At 55.4% G+C, this 25,289-nt stretch carries 23 protein-coding genes and 1 pseudogene; 16 read left to right on the plus strand and 8 right to left on the minus strand.

The window, feature by feature from the left end; genetic code table 11:
- Positions 1-55 precede the first annotated feature (55 nt).
- On the plus strand, positions 56-997 hold the full coding sequence (gene rihA, locus SK62_RS14735) for a pyrimidine-specific ribonucleoside hydrolase RihA (RefSeq protein WP_047718629.1): 942 nt from the start codon (positions 56-58) through the stop codon (positions 995-997).
- Between the two features lie 56 nt (positions 998-1,053).
- Here the strand turns inward: rihA and SK62_RS14740 are convergent, their stop codons facing one another.
- Entirely contained in the window at positions 1,054-1,536 is a 483-nt protein-coding gene (locus SK62_RS14740; RefSeq protein ID WP_003858689.1) for a zinc ribbon-containing protein, read from the minus strand.
- Between the two features lie 214 nt (positions 1,537-1,750).
- On the opposite strand from SK62_RS14740, the gene leuS reads away from it, so the two are divergent.
- From leuS to lipA, 14 genes are all read left to right on the plus strand, one after another.
- Positions 1,751-4,333: a leucine--tRNA ligase gene (gene leuS / locus SK62_RS14745; protein WP_048249657.1), complete on the plus strand. Its 2,583-nt coding sequence runs from the start codon at positions 1,751-1,753 to the stop codon at positions 4,331-4,333.
- Between the two features lie 14 nt (positions 4,334-4,347).
- Positions 4,348-4,917: an LPS assembly lipoprotein LptE gene (gene lptE, locus SK62_RS14750; protein ID WP_045615085.1), complete on the plus strand. Its 570-nt coding sequence runs from the start codon at positions 4,348-4,350 to the stop codon at positions 4,915-4,917.
- On the plus strand, positions 4,917-5,948 hold the full coding sequence (gene holA, locus SK62_RS14755; protein WP_032671314.1) for a DNA polymerase III subunit delta: 1,032 nt from the start codon (positions 4,917-4,919) through the stop codon (positions 5,946-5,948). The genes lptE and holA overlap by 1 nt, the downstream gene beginning before the upstream one ends.
- The gene (nadD, locus tag SK62_RS14760) at positions 5,941-6,606 is read left to right on the plus strand and encodes a nicotinate-nucleotide adenylyltransferase (RefSeq protein WP_047718630.1); all 666 of its coding nucleotides are present in this window, start codon (positions 5,941-5,943) and stop codon (positions 6,604-6,606) included. Before holA ends, nadD begins: the two co-directional genes overlap by 8 nt.
- 268 nt (positions 6,607-6,874) lie before the next feature.
- On the plus strand, positions 6,875-7,192 hold the full coding sequence (gene rsfS / locus SK62_RS14765; RefSeq protein WP_003858696.1) for a ribosome silencing factor: 318 nt from the start codon (positions 6,875-6,877) through the stop codon (positions 7,190-7,192).
- A gap of 3 nt (positions 7,193-7,195) precedes the next feature.
- Entirely contained in the window at positions 7,196-7,663 is a 468-nt protein-coding gene (rlmH, locus tag SK62_RS14770) for a 23S rRNA (pseudouridine(1915)-N(3))-methyltransferase RlmH (RefSeq protein ID WP_003858701.1), read from the plus strand.
- 28 nt (positions 7,664-7,691) lie between these two features.
- On the plus strand, positions 7,692-9,593 hold the full coding sequence (gene mrdA, locus SK62_RS14775; RefSeq protein WP_015571138.1) for a peptidoglycan DD-transpeptidase MrdA: 1,902 nt from the start codon (positions 7,692-7,694) through the stop codon (positions 9,591-9,593).
- Between the two features lie 2 nt (positions 9,594-9,595).
- Positions 9,596-10,708, plus strand: coding sequence for a peptidoglycan glycosyltransferase MrdB (gene mrdB, locus SK62_RS14780; protein WP_015571139.1), 1,113 nt, complete (start codon positions 9,596-9,598; stop codon positions 10,706-10,708).
- A gap of 16 nt (positions 10,709-10,724) precedes the next feature.
- A complete protein-coding gene (gene rlpA / locus SK62_RS14785; protein WP_032652961.1) occupies positions 10,725-11,831 on the plus strand; it encodes an endolytic peptidoglycan transglycosylase RlpA in 1,107 nt (368 codons plus the stop codon).
- Between the two features lie 139 nt (positions 11,832-11,970).
- Positions 11,971-13,182 (plus strand): D-alanyl-D-alanine carboxypeptidase DacA, encoded by a 1,212-nt coding sequence (dacA, locus tag SK62_RS14790; RefSeq protein WP_003858714.1) that lies wholly within the window; start codon positions 11,971-11,973, stop codon positions 13,180-13,182.
- A 107-nt stretch (positions 13,183-13,289) separates the two neighbouring features.
- Positions 13,290-13,553 (plus strand): DUF493 family protein YbeD, encoded by a 264-nt coding sequence (gene ybeD / locus SK62_RS14795; protein WP_003858718.1) that lies wholly within the window; start codon positions 13,290-13,292, stop codon positions 13,551-13,553.
- 94 nt (positions 13,554-13,647) lie between these two features.
- On the plus strand, positions 13,648-14,289 hold the full coding sequence (gene lipB / locus SK62_RS14800) for a lipoyl(octanoyl) transferase LipB (RefSeq protein WP_017694313.1): 642 nt from the start codon (positions 13,648-13,650) through the stop codon (positions 14,287-14,289).
- A gap of 291 nt (positions 14,290-14,580) precedes the next feature.
- Positions 14,581-15,534: a YbeF family transcriptional regulator gene (locus tag SK62_RS14805; RefSeq protein ID WP_017694314.1), complete on the plus strand. Its 954-nt coding sequence runs from the start codon at positions 14,581-14,583 to the stop codon at positions 15,532-15,534.
- Between the two features lie 207 nt (positions 15,535-15,741).
- Positions 15,742-16,707: a lipoyl synthase gene (gene lipA / locus SK62_RS14810; RefSeq protein WP_006809637.1), complete on the plus strand. Its 966-nt coding sequence runs from the start codon at positions 15,742-15,744 to the stop codon at positions 16,705-16,707.
- Between the two features lie 80 nt (positions 16,708-16,787).
- Here the strand turns inward: lipA and tatE are convergent, their stop codons facing one another.
- Both tatE and SK62_RS14820 read right to left on the minus strand, forming a co-directional pair.
- Complete coding sequence (tatE, locus tag SK62_RS14815; RefSeq protein WP_003858723.1) at positions 16,788-16,991, minus strand: twin-arginine translocase subunit TatE; 204 nt, start codon at positions 16,989-16,991, stop codon at positions 16,788-16,790.
- Between the two features lie 125 nt (positions 16,992-17,116).
- The gene (locus SK62_RS14820) at positions 17,117-17,905 is read right to left on the minus strand and encodes a deaminated glutathione amidase (RefSeq protein ID WP_032103123.1); all 789 of its coding nucleotides are present in this window, start codon (positions 17,903-17,905) and stop codon (positions 17,117-17,119) included.
- A gap of 67 nt (positions 17,906-17,972) precedes the next feature.
- Here SK62_RS14820 and crcB point away from each other — a divergent pair, with 67 nt between their 5' ends.
- Positions 17,973-18,356, plus strand: a complete 384-nt coding sequence (gene crcB / locus SK62_RS14825; protein WP_032103121.1) for a fluoride efflux transporter CrcB — start codon at positions 17,973-17,975, stop codon at positions 18,354-18,356.
- A gap of 219 nt (positions 18,357-18,575) precedes the next feature.
- Here crcB and cspE read toward each other — a convergent pair whose 3' ends face one another.
- The 5 genes and pseudogenes from cspE to SK62_RS14850 form a co-directional block, all read right to left on the minus strand.
- Positions 18,576-18,785: a transcription antiterminator/RNA stability regulator CspE gene (gene cspE / locus SK62_RS14830; protein ID WP_002439184.1), complete on the minus strand. Its 210-nt coding sequence runs from the start codon at positions 18,783-18,785 to the stop codon at positions 18,576-18,578.
- 190 nt (positions 18,786-18,975) lie between these two features.
- Positions 18,976-19,525 (minus strand): annotated as a pseudogene (gene pagP / locus SK62_RS14835) (lipid IV(A) palmitoyltransferase PagP).
- Positions 19,526-19,713: 188 nt separating this feature from the next.
- Entirely contained in the window at positions 19,714-22,830 is a 3,117-nt protein-coding gene (locus tag SK62_RS14840; RefSeq protein ID WP_047718631.1) for an efflux RND transporter permease subunit, read from the minus strand.
- Positions 22,827-24,026 carry an efflux RND transporter periplasmic adaptor subunit gene (locus tag SK62_RS14845; protein WP_032103118.1) on the minus strand — a complete coding sequence of 400 codons (1,200 nt, stop codon included), beginning with the start codon at positions 24,024-24,026 and terminating at the stop codon, positions 22,827-22,829. The genes SK62_RS14840 and SK62_RS14845 overlap by 4 nt, the downstream gene beginning before the upstream one ends.
- Complete coding sequence (locus SK62_RS14850; protein ID WP_023303289.1) at positions 24,023-25,279, minus strand: TolC family protein; 1,257 nt, start codon at positions 25,277-25,279, stop codon at positions 24,023-24,025. Before SK62_RS14850 ends, SK62_RS14845 begins: the two co-directional genes overlap by 4 nt.
- Between the last annotated feature and the right edge of the window lie 10 nt (positions 25,280-25,289).

The following is a 25,289-nucleotide window of genomic DNA, read 5'->3' on the forward strand; positions in this document are numbered from 1 at the left end:
GCGTCACATCGCAGCGTTAACCTTGTCACAAATAATGCTGAGAATGGAGAACGCTATGGCACAGCCAATTATTCTCGACTGCGATCCGGGTCATGATGACGCGATCGCACTCGTCCTTGCTCTTGCTTCCCCTGAACTGGACGTAAAAGCTGTCACCTCCTCCGCCGGGAACCAGACGCCGGATAAAACCTTACGAAACGTGTTGCGGATGTTGACGCTGCTGAAACGCACCGATATTCCGGTCGCAGGTGGCGCCGTTAAGCCACTAATGCGCGAGCTGATCATTGCGGATAATGTTCACGGTGAAAGTGGGCTGGATGGCCCGGCGCTACCGGAGCCGAATTTCGCCCCGCAAAACTGCACTGCCGTCGAGCTCATGGCGAAGGTGCTGCGTGAGAGCGCAGAGCCCGTGACGCTGGTGGCGACCGGCCCGCAGACCAACGTAGCGCTGCTGCTGAACAGCCATCCTGAACTGCACAGCAACATCGCCCGTATCGTCATCATGGGCGGGGCAATGGGGCTGGGGAACTGGACGCCAGCAGCAGAGTTCAACATCTTCGTTGACCCGGAAGCCGCGGAAATCGTCTTCCAGTCGGGCCTGCCGATTGTGATGGCGGGGCTGGACGTTACCCACCGCGCACAAATTATGGCGCAGGACATCGAACGATTCCGTTCTGTGGGCAACCCGGTTGCAACGACCGTGGCCGAGCTGCTCGACTTCTTTATGGAGTATCACAAAGCCGAGAAGTGGGGCTTCCACGGCGCCCCGCTGCATGACCCATGCACCATCGCCTGGCTGCTGAAGCCGGAAATGTTTACCACGGTCGAGCGTTGGGTTGGTGTGGAAACACAGGGGAAATATACCCAGGGAATGACGGTGGTGGACTATTACTCGCTGACGGGAAACAAGCCGAATACCACGGTAATGGTGGATATCGATCGGGAAGCGTTTGTGGATTTGCTGGCGGAGCGGCTGGCTTATTATTCTGCGGCCTGATGCCCTCACCCCGCCCCTCTCCCACAGGGAGAGGGTGCAAACAGTTTTACTTTTACCTACGGCTCAAATGGCCGACGCTGGAACTGGTCGTGCCCGCACTTCGGACACAGCGACAACACCTCCGGCGTATAAACGGCGATATGATGGTGGCACTTCTCACACACCAGGTTCCCCAAACCCACTACTTCGCCGCTGTGATAGACACCGTGGTGGTTTAAATCCTGAAACACCTCACGCCATTCCAGCTGAGTTTTATCGGTAATATCCGCCAGCTCCTGCCACAGGCTCTCTTTGATGACCCGCATAAAAACGCTGTCGGCGATCTCGTCCTGGCTCTCTTCATAGCTTCGCGCGAACTCCTCCAGGTCACGGCGCACGGCGCGCGTCACCTCTTCCACTTCGGTTCGCGTTAACTCACCCGTTTGCGTCACGCGTGCGCGTGCCTGTTCGACCAGCGCGTCGATATCACGCTCGCCGTTACGCAGCCGTTCCGTCAGAGTCGCTACCAGTTCACGGTAAAATTGAGCAACCTTGTTCATCATTTTGCCTCCCGGGTAAGTAACTGTCTCTAATAATAGACCTTATTTCGCCGCCGCTTTGTCAGGTGAAGCACAGACCCGGTAAATTCCTGCAAAGTGCATTTGCGTGAAAGGCTGTTTTGACGCGGGCGTTTGGGCTATGCTATGCGGATCTGAATTACCACATCCATTGGCTACATTTGTAGCTGTATTGAACACAGGACCACTGGCTGCCATGCAAGAGCAATACCGCCCGGAAGAGATAGAATCAAAAGTCCAGCAACACTGGGACGAGAAGCGCACCTTTGAAGTAACCGAAGACGAGAGCAAAGAGAAGTATTACTGCCTGTCGATGCTTCCCTATCCTTCTGGTCGACTACACATGGGCCACGTGCGTAACTACACCATCGGTGACGTGATTGCGCGCTACCAGCGTATGCTGGGCAAAAACGTTCTTCAGCCTATCGGCTGGGATGCGTTCGGCCTGCCTGCTGAAGGCGCGGCGGTGAAAAACAACACGGCACCGGCTCCGTGGACGTACGACAACATCGCGTACATGAAAAACCAGCTGAAAATGCTGGGCTTCGGCTATGACTGGAGCCGCGAGCTGGCAACCTGTACCCCGGAATACTACCGCTGGGAGCAGAAATTCTTCACCGAGCTGTATAAAAAAGGCCTGGTGTACAAGAAGACCTCTGCCGTTAACTGGTGCCCGAATGACCAGACCGTTCTCGCGAACGAACAGGTTATCGACGGCTGCTGCTGGCGCTGCGACACCAAAGTAGAGCGTAAAGAGATCCCGCAGTGGTTTATCAAAATCACCGCCTACGCTGACGAACTGCTGAACGATCTGGATAATCTGGACCACTGGCCAGATACCGTTAAGACCATGCAGCGCAACTGGATCGGCCGTTCCGAAGGTGTGGAAATTACCTTCAACGTTGAGAACTACGACCAGACCCTGACCGTCTATACCACCCGTCCGGACACCTTCATGGGCGCGACCTACCTGGCCGTGGCCGCAGGTCACCCGCTGGCGCAGAAAGCGGCAGAAAACAATCCGGAACTGGCGACCTTCATCGACGAATGCCGCAATACTAAAGTGGCCGAAGCCGACATGGCGACGATGGAGAAAAAAGGCGTTGATACCGGCTTTAAAGCCATTCACCCGCTGACGGGCGAAGCGATCCCTGTCTGGGCAGCCAACTTCGTACTGATGGAATACGGCACAGGCGCAGTGATGGCCGTGCCGGGTCACGACCAGCGCGACTACGAATTTGCCACCAAATACGGCCTGACCATCAAGCCTGTTATTCTTGCTGCTGACGGCTCTGAGCCCGATCTCTCTGAGCAAGCGCTGACTGAAAAAGGCACCCTGTTTAACTCCGGTGAGTTCAGCGGCCTGAGCTTCGAAGAAGGCTTCAACGCCATCGCCGACAAGCTGGCCTCCCTGGGCGTGGGCGAGCGTAAAGTGAACTACCGTCTGCGCGACTGGGGCGTTTCCCGTCAGCGTTACTGGGGTGCGCCAATCCCAATGGTGACTCTGGAAGATGGCACCGTGATGCCAACGCCGGAAGATCAGCTGCCGATGATCCTGCCGGAAGACGTGGTCATGGACGGCATCACCAGCCCGATCAAAGCCGATCCTGAGTGGGCGAAAACCACCGTCAACGGTCAGCCAGCGCTGCGTGAAACCGACACCTTCGACACCTTTATGGAATCCTCCTGGTACTATGCGCGCTACACCTGCCCGCAGTACAAAGAAGGCATGCTGGATTCCGATGCAGCAAACTACTGGCTGCCGGTAGACATCTACATCGGTGGCATTGAACACGCCATCATGCACCTGCTCTACTTCCGCTTCTTCCACAAACTGATGCGTGACGCAGGCCTCGTCAACTCCGACGAGCCGGCAAAACAGCTGCTGTGTCAGGGTATGGTGCTGGCAGATGCGTTCTACTACGTTGGCGCGAACGGCGAGCGTAACTGGGTTTCTCCGGTTGATGCGATTGTGGAGCGCGACGAGAAAGGCCGTATCGTGAAGGCGAAAGACGCCGAAGGTCATGAACTGGTGTATACCGGCATGAGCAAGATGTCCAAGTCGAAAAATAACGGTATCGACCCGCAGGTAATGGTTGAGCGTTACGGCGCTGACACCGTGCGTCTGTTCATGATGTTCGCCTCCCCGGCAGATATGACGCTGGAATGGCAGGAATCCGGCGTTGAAGGGGCAAACCGCTTCCTGAAACGCGTCTGGAAACTGGTGTACGAGCACACCTCTCAGGGTGATGCGCCAGCGCTGAACGTGGCTGCACTGAGCGAAGATCAGCAGGCGCTGCGTCGTGATGTTCATAAAACCATTGCGAAAGTCACCGATGATATTGGTCGTCGTCAGACCTTCAATACCGCAATTGCGGCTATTATGGAACTGATGAACAAGCTGGCGAAAGCCCCGCAGGACGGCGAGCAGGATCGCGCCTTAATGCGTGAAGCGCTGCTGGCGGTCGTTCGCATGCTTAACCCGTTCACGCCGCACGTTAGCTTCACCCTGTGGCAGGAGCTGAAAGGCGAAGGCGATATCGACAACGCGCCGTGGCCAGTGGCGGATGAATCCGCTATGGTGGAAAACACCACGCTGGTGGTGGTGCAGGTTAACGGTAAAGTGCGCGGTAAAATTACCGTCGCGGTCGACGCAACCGAAGAACAGGTTCGCGAGCGCGCAGGCCAGGAGCATCTGGTCGCGAAATACCTTGAGGGCGTTACCGTACGTAAAGTGATCTACGTACCTGGTAAACTGCTGAATCTGGTCGTTGGCTAAGCGCGGGAGGAAACGTGCGACAACTGGCAACAATACTCTTATCTCTGGCGGTGCTGGTCACCGCTGGCTGCGGCTGGCACCTGCGCAACACCACGGCAGTGCCTGCTCAGATGAAAACAATGATCTTCGACTCATCCGATCCGAACGGACCGCTGAGCCGGGCCATTCGTAACCAGCTGCGTTTGAACGATGTTGAGCTGATCGAGAAGGGAACCCTGCGTCAGGATGTTCCTTCGCTTCGCGTCCTGAAATCAACGCTGGCAAAAGACACTGCGTCAATTTTCCAGGATGGGCGGACGGCGGAATATCAGATGGTGCTGACCGTTAGCGCGGCTGTTCTGATACCGGGTAAAGATATTTACCCTATCAGTACCAAAGTCTACCGTTCGTTCTTCGATAACCCGCAGACGGCGCTGGCGAAAGACGCCGAAGAGCAGATTATCATCAAAGAGATGTACGATAAGGCTGCGGAGCAGCTGATCCGTAAGCTGCCTACCATTGCCGCGTCGACGAAAAAAGGCGCTGACGTCATCGAAACACCGGATGCCCGCACGCCGGATATGCCAACGTCTCTGGGTAACTGATGATCAGGTTGTATCCTGAACAACTCCGCGCGCAGCTCAACGAAGGGCTGCGCGCGGCCTATCTGCTACTCGGCAATGACCCCCTGTTACTTCAGGAAAGCCTTGATGCGGTTCGCCATGCGGCAGCCGCACAGGGTTTCGATGAGCATCATACGTTCCAGATCGATAACAGTACCGACTGGAACGCTATCTTCTCGCTTTGTCAGGCCATGAGCCTGTTTGCCTCTCGTCAGACAATCCAGATCCTGCTGCCGGAGAATGGTCCTAACGCTGCCATCAATGAACAGCTGGCTATGCTGGTGAGTTTGTTACACGGCGATCTTCTGCTTATCGTACGCGGCAACAAACTCACAAAAGCGCAGGAAAACGCGGCCTGGTTTACCCGGCTAGCCCCCAGTGCGGTGCTGGTCACCTGCCAGACGCCAGAGCAGGCGCATCTGCCAAAATGGGTTGCCGCGCGAGCAAAGCAGCACAATTTGCAGCTGGATGAGGCCGCCAGTCAGCTCCTGTGCTACTGCTACGAAGGCAACCTTCTGGCACTGGCGCAGGCGCTGGACAGGCTCGCCCTGCTGTGGCCCGATGGTAAGCTGACGCTGCCGCGCGTGGAACAGGCGGTGAATGATGCCGCGCACTTTACCCCCTTCCACTGGGTTGATGCGCTGCTGTCGGCGAAAAGTAAGCGTGCTCTGCACATCCTGCAACAGCTGCGCCTGGAAGGGAGTGAGCCGGTCATTCTGCTCCGTACGCTCCAGCGCGAATTACTGCTGCTGAACAACCTTAAACGCCAGTCAGCACACACGCCCCTGCGCGCCTTATTCGACAAACATCGCGTCTGGCAAAACCGTCGGGCGATGACCACGGAGGCGATAAACCGCCTGAGCCAGGAGCAGTTGCGTCAGGCAGTACAACTTCTGATGCGCGCCGAACTGACGTTAAAACAGGATTACGGCCAGTCTGTCTGGGCGGAGCTGGAGAGCCTCTCTTTGCTGCTCTGCCATAAGGCGCTGGCAGACGTATTTATCGATGGGTGATATGCATTCTTTACAGGCAATGTATGGCGGGACCTTCGACCCGGTACACTATGGGCATCTTAAGCCGGTAGAAATCCTCGCGAATTTGATTGGGTTGCAGCGGGTAATCATCATGCCCAACAATGTTCCGCCGCACCGTCCTCAGCCAGAAGCAACCAGCGAGCAGCGTAAAGCGATGCTCGCACTGGCTATCGCCGATAAGCCTCTCTTCACGCTGGATGAGCGTGAACTGCGCAGAGATACCCCTTCCTGGACATCGCAAACGCTGCGGGAGTGGCGCGCTGAGCAAGGGCCCATGAAACCGCTGGCGTTTATCATCGGCCAGGATTCCTTGCTCAACTTTCCCAGCTGGTACCAGTACGAAACCATTCTGGAAAACAGTCATCTGCTGGTCTGCCGCCGTCCGGGCTACCCGCTGACCATGCGCGACGCACAGCAACAGCAGTGGCTTGACGCGCATCTGACGGACAATATAGAAGACCTGCACAGTCTCCCCGCCGGGAAAATTTATCTCGCTGAAACGCCGTGGTTTGATATTTCCGCAACCCTCATCCGCGAGCGTCTCCAGCAGGGTTTAGACTGTGACGATCTCCTCCCCTCGCCCGTGCTGGCCTATATCCACGCACACGGTCTGTATCAGAAAAGTACAGATGTCTGAGCATCGCCGGCGAAATTGTCCGTTAATGATTATCCTGCCTTGACAGGCTAAGCCATACTGATATCCTCCGCTGCCAGACTTTCCCGCCGATCGCTGCTTTACAGAAATTGTTTTACATAAATGGCGATGCAATATCAGGCGGAGGGTGGGATGATACCCGCCTTCAAAAGCCGGGCGGTGACATTTGTCCCGCGACTGGCGTCAGTTCAGGTATACTGACTGACCACGAATTCATAGTTGTACAATCTCATTCACCCAGGGGGAAAACTTGCAGGGTAAAGCACTCCAGGATTTTGTTATCGACAAAATTGATGACCTGAAAGGTCAGGACATCATCGCTATCGACGTTAAGGGTAAATCCAGCATCACCGACTGCATGATCATCTGCACCGGGACCTCAACTCGTCACGTTGTTTCGATTGCTGACCATGTTGTTCAGGAATCGCGCGCGGCAGGGCTGCTTCCGCTGGGCGTTGAAGGTGAAGCGACCGCTGACTGGGTGGTTGTCGATCTCGGCGATGTGATTGTCCACGTCATGCAGGAAGAGAGCCGTCGCCTGTATGAGCTGGAAAAACTCTGGGGTTAATGCGTGAAGTTGCAACTGGTCGCCGTCGGCACCAAAATGCCGGACTGGGTACAAACCGGTTTTACTGAGTATCTGCGTCGTTTCCCAAAAGATATGCCGTTCGAACTGGTGGAGATCCCAGCAGGAAAGCGCGGCAAGAACGCAGATATCAAACGTATTCTCGATAAAGAGGGAGAACTGATGCTGGCTGCCGCAGGCAAAAACCGCATCGTGACCCTCGATATCCCGGGCAAACCCTGGGATACGCCGCAGCTGGCGCACGAACTGGAGCGCTGGAAGCAGGATGGTCGGGACGTCAGTCTGTTGATTGGCGGACCAGAGGGGTTATCTCCCGCCTGCAAAGCGGCAGCAGAACAAAGTTGGTCACTCTCGGCGCTGACGCTGCCCCACCCGCTTGTACGGGTTCTCGTGGCAGAAAGTTTGTATCGCGCATGGAGCATCACTACCAACCACCCTTATCACCGCGAGTAATGACTGACCAGGGTAATTTAAGCAGCGGATGAAACTACAGAATTCTTTTCGCGACTATACGGCTGAGTCCGCGCTGTTTGTGCGCCGGGCGCTGGTCGCCTTTACGGGGATTTTGCTGCTTACCGGCGTGCTGATCGCCAACCTCTATAATCTGCAAATTGTCCGCTATACCGATTACCAGACCCGCTCAAACGAAAACCGTATCAAGCTGGTGCCCATCGCGCCCAGCCGCGGCATTATCTACGATCGTAACGGCACGCCGCTGGCGCTTAATCGCACCATCTACCAGATAGAGATGATGCCCGAGAAAGTGGATAACGTGCAGGATACCCTGAACGCGCTGAGAAGCGTTGTCGACCTGACTGATGACGATATCGCTGCGTTCAAAAAAGAGCGCGCACGTTCTCACCGCTTCACCTCCATTCCGGTAAAAACCAACCTGACGGAAGTGCAGGTCGCCCGTTTTGCCGTTAACCAGTACCGTTTCCCCGGTGTGGAAGTCAAAGGCTATAAACGCCGCTACTATCCTTACGGCTCCGCGCTGACGCACGTCATTGGTTACGTCTCCAAAATCAACGATAAAGACGTCGAACGCCTTGATAAAGACGGCAAGCTGGCTAACTACGCCGCAACCCATGATATTGGCAAGCTGGGGATCGAACGTTATTACGAAGATGTGCTGCACGGTCAGACCGGGTATGAAGAGGTTGAAGTTAACAACCGTGGCCGCGTGATCCGTCAGCTGAAAGAGGTTCCCCCGCAGGCGGGACATGACGTCTATCTGACGCTCGACCTGAAGCTCCAGCAGTATATCGAAACGCTGCTGGCGGGTAGCCGTGCTGCGGTTATTGTGACCGACCCGCGTACCGGCGGCATTCTGGCGATGGTTTCGATGCCAAGCTACGATCCGAACCTGTTCGTGGATGGCATCTCCAGCAAGGATTACTCCGGCCTGCTCAACGATCCAAACACGCCGCTGGTGAACCGCGCGACGCAGGGGGTTTATCCTCCAGCTTCAACGGTTAAACCGTATGTTGCCGTGTCTGCGCTGAGCGCGGGCGTCATCACCCGTAATACCAGTCTGTTTGACCCCGGCTGGTGGCAGTTGCCTGGCTCTGAGAAACGCTACCGCGACTGGAAAAAATGGGGCCACGGCCATCTGAACGTGACCAAATCACTGGAGGAGTCGGCGGATACCTTCTTCTATCAGGTCGCCTACGACATGGGTATTGACCGTCTGTCTGAATGGATGAGCAAATTCGGCTACGGGCATTACACCGGCATAGATTTGGCGGAAGAGCGTTCCGGCAACATGCCAACCCGCGAATGGAAGCTGAAGCGCTTTAAAAAACCCTGGTATCAGGGTGACACCATTCCGGTAGGGATCGGCCAGGGCTACTGGACGGCAACGCCGCTGCAAATGAACAAGGCGATGATGATCCTCATTAACGATGGCGTTGTGAAAGTGCCGCACCTGCTTCAAAGCACCGTTGAAGACGGCAAAAAAGTGCCGTGGATACAGCCGCACGAACCGCCGGTGGGTGACATTCATTCCGGGTACTGGGAAATCGCGAAAGACGGCATGTACGGTGTAGCCAACCGCCCTAACGGGACGGCGCACAAATATTTCGCTGGCGCACCGTATAAGGTAGCCGCGAAATCAGGTACGGCTCAGGTCTTCGGTCTGAAAGCGAATGAAACTTATAACGCACATAAAATTGCCGAACGTCTGCGTGACCACAAGCTCATGACGGCGTTTGCCCCTTATGATAACCCGCAGGTTGCGGTGGCGATGATTCTTGAGAACGGCGGCGCAGGCCCGGCGGTGGGTACCATCATGCGTCAAATCCTCGACCACATCATGCTGGGTGACAACAACACCGAACTGCCAGCTGAAAACCCGGCAGCCGCTGCGGCGGAGGACCAATAATCATGACGGATAATCCGAATAAAAAATCGCTGTGGGACAAGATCCACATCGACCCTGCCATGCTGCTGATCCTGCTGGCTCTGCTGGTCTATAGCGCCCTCGTTATCTGGAGCGCCAGCGGCCAGGATATCGGCATGATGGAGCGTAAAATCGGCCAGATCGCCATGGGTCTGGTCATTATGGTGGTGATGGCGCAAATACCGCCGCGCGTGTACGAGGGCTGGGCGCCCTATCTCTATATTTTCTGTATTATTTTGTTGGTGGCAGTAGATGCTTTCGGCGCCATCTCGAAAGGGGCGCAACGCTGGCTGGATCTGGGGATTGTCCGCTTCCAGCCGTCGGAAATCGCCAAAATCGCCGTCCCGCTGATGGTGGCGCGCTTTATTAACCGCGACGTCTGCCCGCCGTCGTTGAAAAATACCGCCATTGCGCTGGTGCTGATTTTCCTGCCGACGCTGCTCGTGGCCGCACAGCCGGACCTCGGTACTTCAATTCTTATCGCGCTCTCCGGCCTGTTCGTCCTGTTCCTGTCCGGCCTGAGCTGGCGTCTGATTGGTATCGCCGTGGTGCTGGTTGCCGCGTTTATCCCTATCCTCTGGTTCTTCCTGATGCATGATTACCAGCGTCAGCGCGTTATGATGCTGCTCGATCCCGAGACCGATCCGCTGGGCGCAGGCTATCATATTATTCAGTCGAAGATTGCGATTGGCTCCGGAGGCCTGCGTGGTAAAGGCTGGCTGCACGGTACGCAGTCGCAGCTCGAATTTTTACCGGAACGCCACACCGACTTTATCTTTGCCGTTCTGGCTGAGGAGTTAGGGCTGGTTGGCATCCTGGTGCTGCTTGCACTCTACGTGCTGCTGATCATGCGAGGTTTGTGGATTGCCGCGCGCGCGCAAACCACCTTTGGTCGCGTGATGGCAGGCGGATTAATGTTGATTTTGTTCGTTTATGTCTTCGTAAATATTGGTATGGTGAGTGGTATTCTGCCGGTTGTTGGCGTACCGCTGCCGCTGGTGAGTTACGGGGGCTCGGCACTGATCGTGTTGATGGCCGGGTTTGGTATCGTCATGTCGATCCATACCCACAGGAAAATGTTGTCCAAAAGCGTATAAAAATAAGGGGATCGCAATGCGTAAGCAGTGGCTGGGGATCTGTATCGCAGCAAGTTTACTTGCCGCCTGTACAAGTGATGATGGTCAGCAACAGGCAACCGTCGCGCCGCCGCAGCCTGCGGTCTGTAATGGCCCGATTGTTGAGATTAGCGGTGCCGATCCCGTTTATGAACCGCTGAACGCCAGCGTGAATCAGGATTATCAGCGCGACGGTAAAAGCTATAAAATCGTTCAGGATCCTTCCCGTTTCAGCCAGGCTGGCTTTGCTGCCATCTATGACGCTGAGCCCGGCAGCAATCTGACCGCGTCGGGTGAAACCTTCGATCCGATGCAGATCACGGCGGCACACCCGACGTTGCCTGTCCCGAGCTATGCACGCATCACTAACCTGGCGAATGGCCGAATGATCGTGGTGCGTATCAACGATCGCGGTCCTTACGGCACCGATCGCGTGATCTCCCTGTCCCGCGCGGCTGCCGACCGTCTGAACACCTCAAACAATACTAAAGTGCGTATCGACCCGATTATCGTGGCGCAGGATGGTTCACTGTCTGGCCCGGGCACGGCCTGTACCACGGTCGCGAAACAGACCTATGCCCTGCCCGCTCGCCCGGATCTGAGCGGTGGTATGGGGGGGGCTTCAACGCCGGCAGAGCCCGCACAGCCGCAGGGTGAAGTGCGTGCTATCAGCAACGATACGCTGCAAAGTGAAGACGCGACCGGCGCCCCGGTGAAAAGCAGTGGTTTCCTTGGCGCACCCACCACGTTAGCGCCGGGCGTGATTGAATCAAATGAACCTGCCCCAGCGCCTGCGCCCGTCGCTGCTGCACCCGCTACACAAGCCGCCCCGGTGACCGCGCCTGCTGCTACGCAGACTGCGGCGCCTGCGACGGCGAGCGGCAGCTACGTGGTTCAGGTTGGCGCCGTCAGCGATCGGACCCGTGCAGAGCAATATCAGCAGCGTTTAAGCAAGCAGTTTGGCGTGCCAGGCCGCGTTGAGCAAAACGGTGCGGTATGGCGTATCCAGATGGGTCCGTTTGCCAGCAAATCGCAGGCAGCGTCCCTGCAACAGCGTTTGCAGAGCGAGGCGCAGCTCCAGTCGTTTATCGCTGTTGCAAAATAATTATTCGGTGGTATCCGAAATGTCAGTTTGTGTAAAGCACGTTAACACTCTCATGATGAAAGTCGGATGCCTGCCCGTATAGCATTTGCTATAGTAAGGCACTTTTTTTAATTCCATCACGGATGTCGTAGTTCTGACCATGAAGACCACTTTTTCTGCTCGTTTTGTGCAGCGCATGGCGCTGACCACGGCCCTTTGCGCTGCTGCGTTCTCCGCAGCTCACGCGGACGACCTGAACATCAAGACCATGATCCCTGGCGTTCCGCAGATCGACGCGGAATCCTACATCCTGATTGATTACAACTCCGGCAAAGTTCTGGCAGAACAGAACGCCGATGCCCGCCGCGATCCGGCCAGCCTGACCAAAATGATGACCAGCTATGTTATCGGCCAGGCCATGAAAGCAGGCAAATTCAAAGAAACCGACCTGGTGACCATCGGTAATGATGCGTGGGCAACCGGCAACCCGGTGTTCAAAGGTTCATCGCTGATGTTCCTGAAGCCAGGCATGCAGGTTCCGGTCTCTCAGCTTATCCGTGGCATCAACTTGCAGTCCGGTAACGACGCCTGCGTGGCCATGGCCGATTTTGCAGCGGGCAGCCAGGACGCGTTTGTGGGCCTGATGAACAGCTACGTCTCCGCCCTGGGCCTGAAAAACAGCCACTTCCAGACCGTTCACGGCCTGGACGCCGAAGGTCAGTACAGTTCCGCGCGTGACATGGCGCTGATCGGTCAGGCGCTGATCCGCGATGTGCCAAACGAGTACTCTATCTACAAAGAGAAAGAGTTCACCTTCAACGGCATTCGTCAGACCAACCGTAACGGCCTGCTGTGGGACAACAGCCTGAACGTCGACGGCATCAAAACTGGCCACACCGATAAAGCCGGCTATAACCTGGTGGCCTCCGCCACTGAAGGCCAGATGCGTCTGATCTCTGCCGTGATGGGGGGACGTACGTTTAAAGGCCGCGAAACGGAAAGCAAAAAGCTGCTGACCTGGGGCTTCCGCTTCTTCGAAACCGTGAACCCGCTGAAAGCCGGTAAAGAATTTGCCTCTGAACCTGTCTGGTTTGGCGATAACGATCGCGCTTCCCTGGGCGTGGACAAAGATCTCTATCTGACGATCCCACGCGGTCGTATGAAAGATCTGAAAGCCAGCTACGTGCTGAATACCACCGAGCTGCACGCCCCGCTGCAAAAGAATCAGGTCGTGGGTACGATTAACTTCCAGCTGGATGGCAAAACCATCGATCAGCGCCCGCTGGTGGTGCTGGAGGAAATTCCTGAAGGCAATTTCTTCGGCAAAATCATTGATTACATTAAGCTGATGTTCCATCACTGGTTTGGTTAAAAATTGAACACTTGAAAGTGTGATTTTGATCCCCATATACTACGTATCAGTAAAACTCCCGCCCCGTGGCGGGAGTTATTATTTTTTACACACACGCCGGAGCTGACATGAAAACCAAACTTAACGAACTGCTTGAATTCCCTACCCCTTTTACTTACAAAGTAATGGGTCTGGCGAAACCTGAGCTGGTTGATCAGGTGGTTGAAGTGGTACAGCGCCATGCGCCGGGCGACTACTCTCCATCAGTCAAACCGAGCAGCAAAGGTAACTACCACTCGGTCTCAATCACCATCACTGCGACACACATTGAGCAGGTTGAGACGCTGTACGAAGAGCTCGGCAATATCGAAATTGTTCGTATGGTGCTGTAGTCCCTCAGCGGTTACCCGGTTTGCCGGGTAACCCACTTCCCCGCTGTGATATACTCCCCGTTACCTATTCTCCCTTGTCTTCGGAGACGTCCTTTTGTACCAGGATAAAATTCTTGTCCGCCATCTTGGGCTACAGCCTTACGAGCCAGTCTCTCAGGCTATGCATGAGTTTACCGATATGCGCGATGACACCACCCCTGATGAAATCTGGCTGGTTGAACACTTGCCGGTGTTTACTCAAGGCCAGGCAGGAAAAGCCGAACATTTATTGATGACGGGTGATATCCCGGTGATCCAGAGCGATCGCGGTGGACAGGTAACCTACCACGGCCCGGGCCAGCAGGTCATGTATGTCCTGCTTAACCTGAAACGCAGAAAGCTGGGCGTGCGTGAGCTCGTGACCTTACTGGAACAAACCGTGGTGAACACGCTCGCTGAGTACGGTATCGATGCTCACCCTCGCGCCGATGCCCCGGGCGTCTACGTGGGAGAGATGAAGATCTGTTCGCTGGGGCTGCGTATCCGTAAAGGCTGCTCGTTCCACGGGCTGGCGCTGAATATCAATATGGATCTGACCCCTTTCCAGCGCATCAACCCATGCGGGTATGCCGGTATGGAAATGACGCAAATGCGCCAGTGGGTCGATACCGCCACCCCTGAGAATATCCGCCCCGTGCTTCTGAAGAAGTTTTTAGCGCTGCTTAACAATCCTGACTACGAATATATTGCTGCTTAACACACTTCCGGCAGTGGTTCGGTTATTTGACCAGCCACTGCTTAATTGCCGCATTTACGCTTTACAATAAACCGCATATTCTATATTTTCGAGTCGCCCATATATTAGCGTCCCATATTAATTAGAACCTTAATAGTACCATCACCGGGTATCGTGTAACGTGCGTGATAATCACCCAACTGCTTGTTTTCGATAAACAAGGGAAACTTACGAAACACTTTACGAATCTCTGCAAGCATAATAAATAAATTCAACTATCATTCATATTGTGAATGGATACGGAGTAAGAGCGTGGAGCCTACTAATTTACCAGCCAAACGCCTGAATGAAACCAGCGGCGAAGATAAGCCGCAAATTTTCCGGACTTTACGTAATATTGATCTCAATTTATTGACTATTTTTGAGGCGGTATATGTCCACAAAGGTATCGTTAATGCTGCGAAAATTCTTAATCTCACGCCCTCCGCTATTAGCCAGTCAATTCAAAAATTGCGCGCGATATTTCCCGATCCCTTATTTATTCGTAAAGGCCAGGGCGTAACCCCCACCGCGTACGCCACCCATCTGCATGAGTACATCAGCCAGGGTCTGGAATCGATTCTGGGCGCGCTGGATCTCACCGGCAGTTACGATAAGCAACGAACCATCACCATAGGCACCTCTCCCTCTGTGGGCGTTCTGGTCATGCCCGCTATTTACCAGGCTGTTAAACAGCATGCGCCACAGCTGCTGATCCGCAACGTGCCCGTTAACGATCCGGAAACTCAGCTGGCACAATTCCAGACGGACCTGATCATCGACAGCAACAGCTTCGCGGCCAGGGCATTAGGGCATAACGTTCTCTATACCGACTCTCTGGCGCTCGTGTGTCGTCAGAATCATCCTGCATTGGGCGCAGCTTTGACGCCTGAAAATTTGCGTCATTACGAACATGCAACCTTTATGTCCGAGGGACAGGGTCCGGATCCGCTGCGCCAGCGTATTGACGAACTGTTCCCGGACCGTCTGATCAGCTTCAGCAGTTACAATATGTTTACCCTCGCGGCCCTGATTGGCAGCAGCGATTTGCTCTGTATTATGCCTGTGCGTCTCTTCACTCTGCTTCAAAAGTGCTGGCCGCTGGAGAGCATTCCATTGAGTCAACTTACGACGGAATCTGTTGAAATCTCACTGCATTACAACAAGCTAAGCCTGCGCGATCCGGTGCTGGAAAACGTCATTAACGTGATCCGCCAGGCGTTCTGATCCCGCCTTTCAGCACAAGCCCCTGCCGCAAGCGGGGCAAAAGGCACAAAACAACAACTATTTTACAAATTGGCGACCTGGCAGGCTGCTTTATCGCCCCTTTAAATGATATACTGCCTGTCGTTCGTTCAAAAATAGTTGATAATTACAACATTCCCTTGAATTGAAACGCTTTCCTTCGATATTCGCAACTGGAACACGCACGCTATGAGTAAACCCATTGTGATGGAACGCGGTGTTAAATACCGCGATGCCGATAAAATGGCCCTTATCCCGGTTAAAAACGTGGCTACAGAGCGCGAGGCGCTGTTAAGAAAACCGGAATGGATGAAAATCAAACTTCCGGCCGACTCTTCGCGTATCCAGGGGATCAAAGCGGCGATGCGCAAAAATGGCCTTCACTCTGTCTGTGAAGAGGCCTCCTGCCCTAACCTTGCTGAATGTTTCAATCACGGTACCGCGACATTTATGATTCTGGGTGCCATCTGCACCCGCCGCTGTCCGTTCTGTGACGTTGCCCATGGCCGTCCTGTTGCGCCTGACGCAAACGAACCGCAAAAACTGGCGCAGACGATTGCCGATATGGCGCTGCGTTATGTTGTTATCACCTCCGTTGACCGTGACGATCTGCGCGATGGCGGTGCTCAGCATTTTGCTGACTGTATTACCGCCATCCGCGAAAAAAGCCCGAACATTAAGATTGAGACGCTGGTGCCAGACTTCCGTGGCCGTATGGATCGCGCGCTCGATATCCTGACCGCGACGCCACCAGATGTGTTCAACCACAACCTGGAGAATGTACCGCGTATCTACCGTCAGGTACGTCCCGGTGCAGACTACAACTGGTCGCTGAAGCTGCTGGAGCGCTTTAAAGAAGCCCATCCGCATATTCCAACCAAGTCCGGCCTGATGGTCGGCCTGGGTGAAACCAACGCTGAGATCATTGAAGTGATGCGCGATCTGCGCCGCCACGGCGTCACCATGCTGACGCTGGGCCAGTACCTCCAGCCAAGCCGTCACCACCTGCCTGTACAGCGTTACGTGAGCCCGGATGAGTTCGATGAAATGAAAGCCGAAGCGATGGCGATGGGCTTTACCCATGCCGCGTGCGGTCCGTTTGTTCGCTCCTCTTATCACGCCGATATGCAGGCGAAGGGCGAAGAAGTGAAATAAAGCTGTAAAATTTATTTACAGTAAAACAAAAAACCGGCCTCGTGAGCCGGTTTTTTTATGCAAGCCTTGCAGCATTGCCATTACTCTTTGTGTGAAAGCTTCTGTGCAGTGATGTCATCTTCGGCGCTTTTCTTTGCTGCCGCGTCGTCATCGTTCATTGCTTTCTTAAAGCCCTTAATGGCAGCACCCAGGTCTCCACCCAGCGTGCGTAACTTCTTGGTACCGAACAGCAGGACGACCAGTGCGGCAACCACCAGCAGTTTGGTAATACTAATCTCACCCATAAATACCTTCTTTACATGAAACAGGCTGCATTCCGCCAAAAAACCTGAACGTATTAACGGTCATTTGGCGCGTGCACACAATAGCAATCTGTAACAAGGTGAATCAAGCATTGTTGAAAAAAACATCACATTAATTGCGGTGGCGCAAACCTGCGGTTGCGCAGAACAGGTAATTGCTGACGCGCAAGCGCTATTCGGGCGGAAATTATCTCCGTCAGCAATAACGCAGGCGTCTCCGCTGCTGCCGCAACCGTCACCCCCAGCGGATCGACAACCCTGCTCTGCCCGATATTTTTGTTACCACATTCACCCGCGGCTACCACGTAACAGGTGGTATCCAGCGCACGTGCTGCCAGCAGCGTCGCCCAGTGATGCTCCTTAAGCGGTCCTTTGACCCACGCGGCAGGCAGAACCAGCACCTCGGCCCCCTGCAATGCCAGGTTCAGCGCCAGCTCGGGAAAACGGATATCGTAGCAGGTCATCAGGCCAATCTTAAAACCCTCGACCTCAATCAGCGGCGGAATTACACTCCCCGGATCGACCAGGCGCGACTCCTGAACGCTGAACGCATCATACAGATGAAGTTTGGCGTAGCTCGCGACGATGGCACCCTCACGTATCGCCACCAGCGTGTTTACCGCGCGCCCCGGCGAGGACGGAATATGGACCGTCAAGATGGTGGTGAGCGTGTTGCCAACGCTTTCGGCCAGCAGTCGTTTCAGAAACGCCCCTTCCAGCGTTTGCGCAGACTTTACCGACAGGTCTGGATCGCCATCATCACGGGCCAGTAACGCCTCGGGAAGTACCAGCAACGACGCCCCCTTTTGCTTCGCCTGATGCATCAGGGAGACGCATTTTTCCGCGTTTTCATTCCAGTCCGGCGTCACCGCGAACTGCCCTACTGCAACATACATAATTGTCTCCCGGTTAAAAACAGCGTTACACTCGACGCACTTACACAGCAAATAGCAGGTATTGACAGTGTTACAACTACTTATAGCCGTTTTTATTGGTGGAGGCACGGGTAGCGTTGCGCGGTGGCTCTTAAGCATGCGGTTTAACCCTCTGCATCAGGCTATTCCGATGGGGACACTGGCGGCAAATCTGATCGGGGCGTTTATTATTGGGATGGGGCTGGCCTGGTTTAATCGCATGACCAACATCGACCCTATGTGGAAGGTTCTGATTACAACTGGTTTCTGCGGCGGCTTAACAACGTTTTCTACCTTCTCTGCGGAGGTGGTGTTTCTGTTTCAGGAAGGCCGGATGGGCTGGGCGCTGACGAACATTGCCGTTAACATGCTTGGCTCGTTTGCGATGACTGCGATCGCATTCTGGTTATTTTCCTCCGCCAGCGGACAGTAAGCACGGCAACCTTAATGTTGGCTTAATTTTTCTCTGTCACTCTTGGCTCAATATTGAACGAGGGTGATAGCATGAAAGAAACTCTGTCAGGCGTGGGTATGGTATTGCTAAGCGTCGCGATCATCGCCAGCTTCCTGAAGATCTATCTTATTGGTTGATTCAGAACGAAAAAAACCCGCTCATTGAGCGGGTTTTGAAATTCTTGCTGACGCGTCTGAATTACAGAGCGATTACGTTAGCAGCAGAAGGGCCTTTGGCACCGTTAGTGATTTCGAACTCTACGCGCTGACCTTCAGCCAGAGTTTTGAAACCATTAGACTGGATTGCAGAGAAGTGTACGAACACGTCTTTGCTGCCATCTTCAGGAGTAATGAAACCGAATCCTTTGGACTCATTAAACCACTTAACGTTACCTTTAATCTTAGACATCAAAATTACCTTTACATTAAAAAACGACACAAATGCTGTGTCGGGTATCAGTACAACAATTGTGAGGCGTTTTGTCCAGCGGATCTTTGATAAAAAGTGACAAAAGTCGCGTTAATTTTCGCTGTTCGATTTTTATCCTTTACATTTCAATGCCTGTGCGTTTTTTGGCCGATTTAGCAGAAAAATTCAGTTAAAACTGAAACCGCATCCAGGCAAAGTAAACGTTACCGTTGTTATAGGTACCCGGTATGTAGGTCATCTGAAACGTTGCCGGACCATAGCCGATGGAGGCAAGCGGCAGCAGTACCGGAACAGGAATGTATTTCCAGTTATCACGCGCCGTGAACCCTGCCGTATAGCCCAGCCCCAGACGGAAGTTGTCGTCTGATAACGGACGCCAGGTTTTTTCCCAGCCGTAGCCACCAATAGGCTCCCATTTATTGTAGGAGTCCTTAAACGCCATCAGGTACAGGCCATGCCAGTTACCTTTTTCATCCCAGCGAGACTGACCGAAGCCGGCCCCCCCACGGACGCTCGTTATAACGGTCAGTTTTTTCTTTATCGTAGGCAAAACGTGCATGCCACGTAATGGCCGGAATATAGAGATCGTAATGCTCAGGCTCATTCCATGTTTGCGCGACGTTATCCGTGAAGGTGGTGAACCAGCCTTTATCCGCTGTATTGCTGTCTGCATTAACCGCAGACGCAAACGATAACTGCCCAATAATAAACAATAAAATCAGGGGAAATTTAATTCGTACAATCACAATGCCATTACCATATTTAGTATTCGGTGCAGACCTTAACACAGAATACTTGAATGAACGCTTAACAGCATGGGTGTTATTCCTAATTACCATCCCGTTCCTGGGAATAATCTGAGGATACATAAACTGCATGCCTCAATAAGCACATGCAGTTGACATATTTAACGTTGATGTAACAATTTGTAGAGTGCGGGAATAACTAACATCGACAATAACGGTGCCGTTACCATGCCACCAATCATCGGCGCGGCAATACGTTGCATCACCTCCGAGCCACTCCCACTCCCCCACATGATGGGCAGCAGTCCTGCCATAATAGTGGCGACCGTCATCACCTTCGGACGCACGCGCAGCACGGCACCTTCGTGGATCGCCCGCATCAGCACCGTATTTCCCCCTTCTGGCTCCAGCCTGTGATATTTATCGAGCGCATGATTCAAATAAAGAACCATAATTACGCCGAATTCTGCCGCCACTCCGGAAAGGGCGATAAAGCCAACGGCCCCCGCCACTGACAAATTATATTCAAGCAGCCACAGTAACCACACGCCCCCAATAAGCGCGAACGGCAATGTCCCCATTATTATCAAGACATTTGATATCCGCCTGAAGGTTAACCATAAAAGGACGAATATAATCATCAGCGTGACAGGTAAAACTATTTTGAGCGTCGCGATCGCCCGTTCCAGATATTCAAACTGCCCGGACCAGGAGAGAGACACGCCCTGCGGCAATACCACCTTCTCCTCCACCCGTTTTTGCATTTCATCCACGGCGGACTTCAGATCGCGCCCGCGCAAGTCCACGTAGATCCAGCTGGAAAGGCGCGCGTTTTCACTTTTGAGCATCGGTGGGCCTTCCGTCACGACGATATCGGCCAATTCCCCCAGCGCCACCTGGTTACCGCTGGCGGTCACTACCGGCAACACCCGCAACGTGTCGACGTTATCACGCAAATCGCGGGGATAACGCAGGTTGATGGGATACCGCTCGCGTCCCTGGATCACCTCGCCAATGTTTTCACCCCCGACCAGCGTGGAGACCAGGCTTTGCAGTTCATCGACGGAAACGCCGTAGCGCGCGGCTTTTTGCCGGTCGATACGTATATCCACATAGCGCCCGCCTTCCAGACGCTCCGCCAGCGCAGAGGAGACGCCAGGAACGTCCTTCACCACCTGCTCAATCTGCCGGGCCACGCGCTCAATGTCGGCAATATTATTGCCGTTCACCTTAATGCCGACAGGGCTTTTGATCCCGGTTGCCAGCATGTCCAGGCGGTTACGGACAGGCGGCACCCACACATTGGCAATACCCGGCAGCGACACGGTTTTATCAAGCTCCTCCACCAGCTTTTGCGGCGTCATTCCTGGCCGCCACTGCTCGCGGGGCTTAAAGTGAATGGTTGTTTCCAGCATGGTTAATGGCGCGGGATCGGTTGCCGACTCCGCGCGACCGGCTTTGCCAAACACGCTCGCGACCTCCGGTACGCTTTTGATCAAGCGGTCCGTCTGCTGAAGCAGCCGCGATGCCTCGCGAGCAGAGATCCCCGGCAGCGTGGAGGGCATATAGAGTAAATCCCCTTCATCCAGCGGCGGCATAAATTCGCTGCCCAGGCGGCTCAGCGGCCACAGTGTGGCGATCAGCAGCAGACATGCCAGTGCCAACGTCATTTTCGGGAAGGTCAGCACCTTGTCCAGCAGTGGCTCATACAGGCGGATCAGGAGGCGGTTGATCGGGTTTGCCTTCTCATCCGGGATTTTCCCGCGAATGAAGAAGCCCATTAGCACCGGCACCAGGGTGATCCCAAGCCCGGCGGCCACGGCCATCGACCAGGTTTTGGTGAACGCCAGCGGCGAGAACATTCGCCCCTCCTGCGCTTCCAGCGAAAAAACCGGTATAAATGACAGCGTGATGATTAACAGGCTGCAAAACAGCGCCGGTCCCACTTCAACCGCCGCCTTTTCCGCCAGACGCCAGTACTCTCCCGACGCGGGCTCCTTGCCCGGATTATCATGCCGCCACTGCTCCAGCACCTTGTGCATGTTTTCAATCATCACAATTGCCGCATCCACCATCGCCCCGATGGCAATGGCGATCCCGCCGAGCGACATCATATTCGCGTTAATGCCCTGATAGTGCATCACCACAAAAGCACCGAGGATCCCCAGCGGCAGAGAGACCATCGCCACCAGCGCGGAGCGCAGGTGGAAAAGGAACAGCGCGCACACCAGTACCACCACGGCAAACTCTTCGAGCAGCTTGTGCGTCAGCGTTTTGACCGAGTCCTCAATCAGCGTGGAACGATCGTAGACCGGAACAATCTCGACGCCCTGCGGCAGCGTTTTTTGCAGCTCGCTCAGTTTCGCTTTTACCGCACGAAGCGTTTCCAGCGCATTCTGCCCGTAGCGCATCACGATCACGCCGCCAGCGACCTCCCCTTCACCGTTAAGCTCCGCCACGCCCCGGCGGATCTCCGGGCCAATGCCAATGGTGGCGACATCTTTCAGCAGGACAGGTACGCCATCGCGGTTGGCGATCACCACATTGCGAAAATCCTCCAGCGAGCGCAAATAGCCCGTTGTCCGCACCATATACTCCGCTTCGCCCATCTCCAGCAGGGCGCCGCCGCTCTCTTTATTGGCGGCCTGCACCGCGCCGGATAGCTGGCTGTGGGTAATATTCAGCGCGCGCATCTTCGCCGGGTCCGCCACGATCTGATACTGACGCACCATTCCGCCAATGCTTGCCACTTCAGATACATTCGGTACCGTCTTAAGCTCGAACTTAAGCGTCCAGTCCTGAAGGGCCCGCAGATCTGCCAGGCTGTGTTTTCCACTACGGTCGATCAGCGCATATTCGTAGATCCAGCCCACGCCCGTCGCATCTGGCCCCAGCGACACCTTCACGCCTGGCGGAAACTGCGCCTGTACCTGGCTTAAATATTCCAGCACCCGGGATCGCGCCCAGTAGAGATCGGTGCCATCCTCAAACAGCACGTACACATAAGCGTCACCAAACATTGAAAAACCACGCACGGTTTTAGCTCCCGGCACAGACAACATGGAGGTTGTCAGGGGCCAGGTCACCTGATCTTCAATCACCTGCGGCGCTTTTCCGGGGTAACTCGCTTTGATAATGACCTGCACATCAGACAGATCGGGCAACGCGTCCAGCGGCGCGCGCTGCACCGCCCACCAGCCCCAGCCGGCCATGATCAGCGCGGCCAGGATCACCAGCAGGCGGTTACGCAACGAGGCGCGAATCACAGCGGCAATCATGGCGTCACCTCCGGCATCACGCTACGCAGGCTGGCTTCGGAATCAATGAGGAATTGCCCGGACGTCACCACCTTATCGCCCTCTTTGACCCCGGACAGGATCGCCGTCCAGCCCTGCGCCGTCAGGCCGGTTGTCACCGTCACAGGCTGGAAATAACCGTCCCCGGTGGCCAGCAGCAGACGCGCAGACTCTCCGCTGTTAATCACCGCCTCTTCCGGCACCGCCAGAACCGGCGGGCCTTTCATCTCTTCCGCACGCCTGACGGAGAGGTACATGCCTGGCTTCAGCTTATGTGCGGTATTTTCCAGCACGATACGGGCTTTCAGGGTTCGCGTGGTCGCCTCCATCTGCGGCAGCAATTCGCTGACCGTGCCGTGGAATTGCTCCCCCGGCCAGCTTTCTGACGTTGCTACCACGTTGCTGCCCACTGCCAGAGACTGCGCCTGCGTTTGCGGGTAGTCGACCACCAGCCAGACAGGATCGAGGCTGGCGATCTCAAACAGCGGCGCCGTTGCGGTGATTTGCGCCCCTTCCCGCACGTCCAGCTTCACCACATAGCCCGCCCGGTCAGCGCGCAGGGTGAGCGTGGTCTGCGGCTTACCGCTACGCTCCAGCAAACGAATGACCTCTTCCGGCATAAACTGCAACGCCAGCCGCTCGCGTGCGGCGCGGGTCAATGCGGCATCGCCAAGCTGACGAACCGCGAGATACTCCTGCTGGGCGGTGGTCCATTGCGGGATCCACAGTTGCGCCAGCGCCTCTCCGGCTTTCACCTGCTGCTGTGGCGCATTAACAAACAATTTTGACACCACGCCATTGGCCGGGGCTGACACCACCGAGACGTTACGTTCATCCGTTGCAACCGTGGCAAAGGCCGAGAACGGCGAAACCAGCTGGCGCATCTCAACGTTGGCGGTTTTCATCCCCAGGTTTTGCTGCTGTTGAGTGCTGATGACCACGCCTGACGCCGCCTGTGCTTCATCGGCGTAGCGCGGGACCAGATCCATATCCATAAAGGGGGATTTACCCGGCTTATCGAAGCGCTGACCGGGCACCATAGGGTCGTACCAGTAAAGCACCTTACGTTCAGAGGGTTGTGCAGCCGCAGCCGGCTGATGCGTCTGCTTCTTTCCGACAAAATAGCCGCCAGCGGCAGCTATCGCGATGGCAATCGCCATTAACGTTGTTTTTTTCATTGCGCCAGCTCCTGCGGGATCAGCCAGTTCACGGCAGCCCAGGTTCGCGCCATTTCGCGCTCCGCCTGGTTCACCGCCAGTTCCGTATCCAGTACGCCACGACGCGCCTCCAGCAGGGCCGGAAGCGCCGACTGTCCAGAGCGATATTGCGCCGTCAGCACCGCCAGCCGCTGACGCTGCAACGGTAGTACCTCGTCCCGCTGTCGCTGCCACACCGTTTGCGCAGCCTGATACTGCGCCACCAGCGTTTGCACCTGGGCAATGTGTTCACGTTTGAGCAGCGTCAGTTGATCCACCGCCTGCATTGAGCGGGAAACATCGGCGGCGTAATCCTTGTCCTGACGTTTTGACTGGAACAAAGGCAGATCCACGCTGAACATCACGCCAGCCATATCGTCATAGCCTTCGGCGCGGTGGGCGTAATAGACCTCCACATCCACATCGGGTATCGCCGCCACGGCAGATTGCGCTGAACGCGCTTTCGCGGTCTCGGCTTCACGTCGTGCGGCCTCCACTTCCGGGTGCCTGACGATCCCCTCCTGCAACGTTTTTTCATCGGCAGGAAGACGCTGATAGCGCGGCAGCGGACCGCGAACCGCCGTAATCGCGTGCCCCGTAAGCTCCAGCAGACGGCTTTGCGCCAGCTGCACATCCCGCTGCGCCAGCGTCTCTTTGTCGCGCATGGCGCTGAGGATCATTTGCAGGGCCAGTACGCTGTCCGGCGTGGCGCTTCCCGCCCCGACGCTCGCCTTCTGCACGCCCCGCTGGCGTTCCGTTTCGCGGACCAGCGTTCTGGCCGTGTTCAGCGCCTGCTGGGCCAGCGCCAGATCCAGCCAGGCCTGGGCGGTATCACGCTGAAGCGCGGCGCGGACGGCCTCGGATTTTGCCAGCACGCTTCGCGCCTGCGCCTGAAAGGTCTGCGCTTTACGTTCCCGCTTCTCTGAGCTGACGTAGCTTTGCATGATGCCAACCTTCTGCATGGTCATCCCTTCGCGCGTCAGCCGCCGATCGTTGCTGCCCTGTACCGGCACGTTTTCGATACCGAATTTCAGTTTTGGGTCAGGTAATTGCGTGGCGGAATCCGCCATCGCATCCAGCGCCTGCGCTTCGTTACGGCTGGCGGAGAGTTCTGCTGAGTAGCGCTGGGCTTCGGTGAGGGTGTGTTCGAGCGTCCACGGCTCCGCCTGCGCGGCGGAGGTTAACAGGCCGAACAACACCCCACCGAGCCACAGGCTCAGTGTGTGTTGTTTCATGGTGACCTCG

This window comes from Enterobacter sp. BIDMC109 (genome assembly GCF_001037885.1).
GTDB lineage: Bacteria > Pseudomonadota > Gammaproteobacteria > Enterobacterales > Enterobacteriaceae > Enterobacter > Enterobacter hormaechei_C.